Annotated in this window: 3 protein-coding genes; all 3 read right to left on the bottom strand. The window is 56.8% G+C overall.

The features are described from left to right. On the bottom strand, positions 1-793 hold a 793-nt coding region (locus M622_RS37745; protein ID WP_021250917.1), incomplete at its 3' end, for a nucleoside triphosphate pyrophosphohydrolase family protein. Next, a complete protein-coding gene (locus tag M622_RS37750; RefSeq protein ID WP_021250918.1) occupies positions 793-1,932 on the bottom strand; it encodes a nucleotide kinase domain-containing protein in 1,140 nt (379 codons plus the stop codon). The genes M622_RS37750 and M622_RS37745, both read right to left, overlap by 1 nt. After that, positions 1,929-2,699, bottom strand: a complete 771-nt coding sequence (locus M622_RS37755; protein ID WP_217995342.1) for a thymidylate synthase family protein — start codon at positions 2,697-2,699, stop codon at positions 1,929-1,931. Before M622_RS37755 ends, M622_RS37750 begins: the two co-directional genes overlap by 4 nt. Positions 2,700-2,941 lie beyond the last annotated feature (242 nt).

Raw genomic sequence — 2,941 nt, forward strand, 5'->3', positions numbered from 1 at the left:
TCGCGCTACTGGGCATGTCAATCATTGTGCTGGGCTGGCACGACAAGGCATAGCGTACGATTTTTTCCGTTTCGTGAGCTGACCCCTTGTAGTCCAAATCACCGACACCTTCGAGCCACCGGTGTTCCTTCGCATAGTCAAAAACCAGCGCCGCGACGCCCTCGTCCAAAACCTGGGCTCGGCCACCGTCTTGCACCTCGTCCACTTGAGGGGTGCTCTTGCGCTTCCTCTTCAAGAGTTTTCGAATAACCGGCGACCAGCCAAGTACGGCGACATAACCGAGATGGAACACGTCGTGAAACCGATAGCCATCAGGGTCATCAGCGTTATCGGTCAGGTCGTCACCAATCTTCTTGCCGTTGACGCGCATTCGAATCTTCTTGCGCCCGTCAACGACGACCTCGCTGAGTTCAACTTCAAAACGTCGAGGCAACCGCTCGTGCTCTTCGAACTCGGCATCGAAAGCGATGGACCCCGTATCCTGCGGCCCCCAGCGGTCCCTGGTCTTCTTCAGATTTGCCTGCGCAATATCCTCAAGTTTTAGATCGAACTTTGCAGCGACGTTTCCGACATACCAAAGCAAGTCGCCCAACTCTTCCGACACTCGCTCCCTGAACAGGAGGTGAGAATCGCCGTCTCGAAGGTGCTTCTTGTACTCACTAAGCAGTTCGCCCGTCTCACCCGCCAGCCCGAGCAAAGGAACCATGAGATCGTTTCCTGCATCGCCGCTTTTCCGTCGCGACGGCACGCGATCGGTTTTCTGTGCTTCCCGCTGGTAGGTGTTCAAGTTCATCACGAGTTTCCTAAGTCCAAGGTTGACTGGGCAGTTGACCTGTTCGCGGATTTCTCATCCCGCATCTGGCTGACGCGGCCTGAAAGATCTGCCTCGATTTTTGAATTGATACCCCATTTGGGTGGATACCAAGGCAGGTCCAAAGGTCCGGTGGGAGAAAACTTTTGCTTGATGCGCGTGCGCCCGGAGATTCCGGCCACGTCTGGGTGAGCGACCCGCGCGTACTTGTCGACCTCACAAAAGAGGTTTTGGCAATCGATCAATTGCAGCCGACGTCCCCAAAGGGATTGGAACGTGATCCCTAGCCGCTCGAACTCACGCTCCTGGTTGTCGGCCATCAATCGGATCAGTTCCGCTTCGTTGAGACCCGCGCTGTCGGCGAAACACTTTCTCAGGCCATCGCGTGCACCTGGACCTGGGATGACGAAATCCATTTCGGAGAAGTCTGTGACTTCGCTGTAGTTGATGTCAGTCACGAACTGGTATGCCAGGAAGTCCCCAATCGTTGGGTAGCTTCTGAGCAATTCGAACGCAGTCTGCATCTTCTTCAACTGTGCCATCTGGCCTGCAAGGTCATCAGCCATCATTCGCTCTAGCAAGCGTAAGTGGTTCTGATGCTTGGCCGTATGCCCGAAGGCAGAGCCGCCGGGTGGCATGATGTAGGCGGCCGAGTAGATCCGCCCCCCTGCCCTCATGGCCTGACTCAGAACCTTGTCATAGTGCTCGAACTTGTAGTTCTTGAAGGTGACCTCACCGAAGGTGTGCTCAAGCAACTTCCAAGTCTCGATCTTATTGAACAATTTGAAGAGCAAAGTACGGAACAGCACCTCGGACGGTGACTTTGGAAGATCGTCGCGGTAGATCACATGCCTGATCAAGTACTGGCTGACACGATCCGAAGCACGATATGCGTTCGTAAACTTGTGAACAGAGATCACGGGATCGGTAGTCCACGGCGCCGACTTCCCCTTCAACCTTTGGCAGAACACGTTCTGTCGCTCCACAGCGAACCGCCAGTAGCTGTCGAATACCGGCGTCACTTTGACCGGCAGCAAGTGCGATGGACTGACGGTCGGCGCAGGCACGGTGATGGAATCACTTTCCGAAGGCTGGTACCTCTTGCTGATGCCAACCCTCACGCTGCAGTCTCGACAACTGGCGCGGGCACCTCTGCATTCACCGCCACCGGCTGCAGAGCTAAACTTGCGCGTGCCGCCGTGATCAACGGCTGCAGATCGGCATCGGACTTGGAAATGCGCTCGAACTTCGCGACGCCGACAACAACATTCATTCTTAGAAGCTTGGTTTTCATTTCATGGGCCATGAAGGCCCCCAGCTGGGCAATGCCGAGGTAGTTGCCATATGCCTTCACGAACAGCTGCTGCGTTGCGTAGAAAGCGTTGATGACAAGACCCTGCTTGGTGGGCTCGAAACTGACATGCTGGAGGCAGGGAAACTGGAGTTGAGCATCGGCGACATGATCTCGGGCTGGATCGAATACGCTCGCCTGGAACATCGACCGCCTTACACCCTCCCGTCCTTCAAACTGAGACAGGATCCATTCGAGCTGATTGCCATCGCAGGGCCCGCGGCCGTACCCTGTCATTCGCTCGAAGTAGAGACCGCGCCGGTTGTCTCGCGCGTTCATCGCCTGATAGCGCGGGAATGCATCCTTGTAGTATCGGAACAGCGCAGCGCGATCGCCCTGAGCTACCTGCCACAAGCGCTGTGGAAAGATCGTGAAAGCCACATCGTCAACGCTGCGCATACGTTTGGCCGCCAACAACGTGTCAAGCGTCGAGCGGATGGCCGGTGTTTCCTGCACTACACCACGTTCATCGAAGCCGGTCACGCTCAGGATAAGCGGCGATATCTCGGGGCCAGCGTGATCAATAACGTGGAGCACGGCCTTGGCCCAAGCTCGCGAAATGTCTGGCTCGTCGACGAGGAGCGGGCCAATCGAATGGGGAAGCTTAGTCCTGAATCCGTGTTCTCTTCAGCGCGCACCCGTTCCGCGAGCTCCAGCGCATGATTTTTCCGCTGCCTGACCCACAATCTCAGCTCACCGCAGCCCCGAGCGCCGTCTTTTCACGGCCCGGCGCCCCGGCAAGCCGGATTTCCGGCGCGTGTGCGACGTCATGGTGCGGC

This window comes from Thauera terpenica 58Eu, from assembly GCF_000443165.1.
GTDB lineage: Bacteria > Pseudomonadota > Gammaproteobacteria > Burkholderiales > Rhodocyclaceae > Thauera > Thauera terpenica.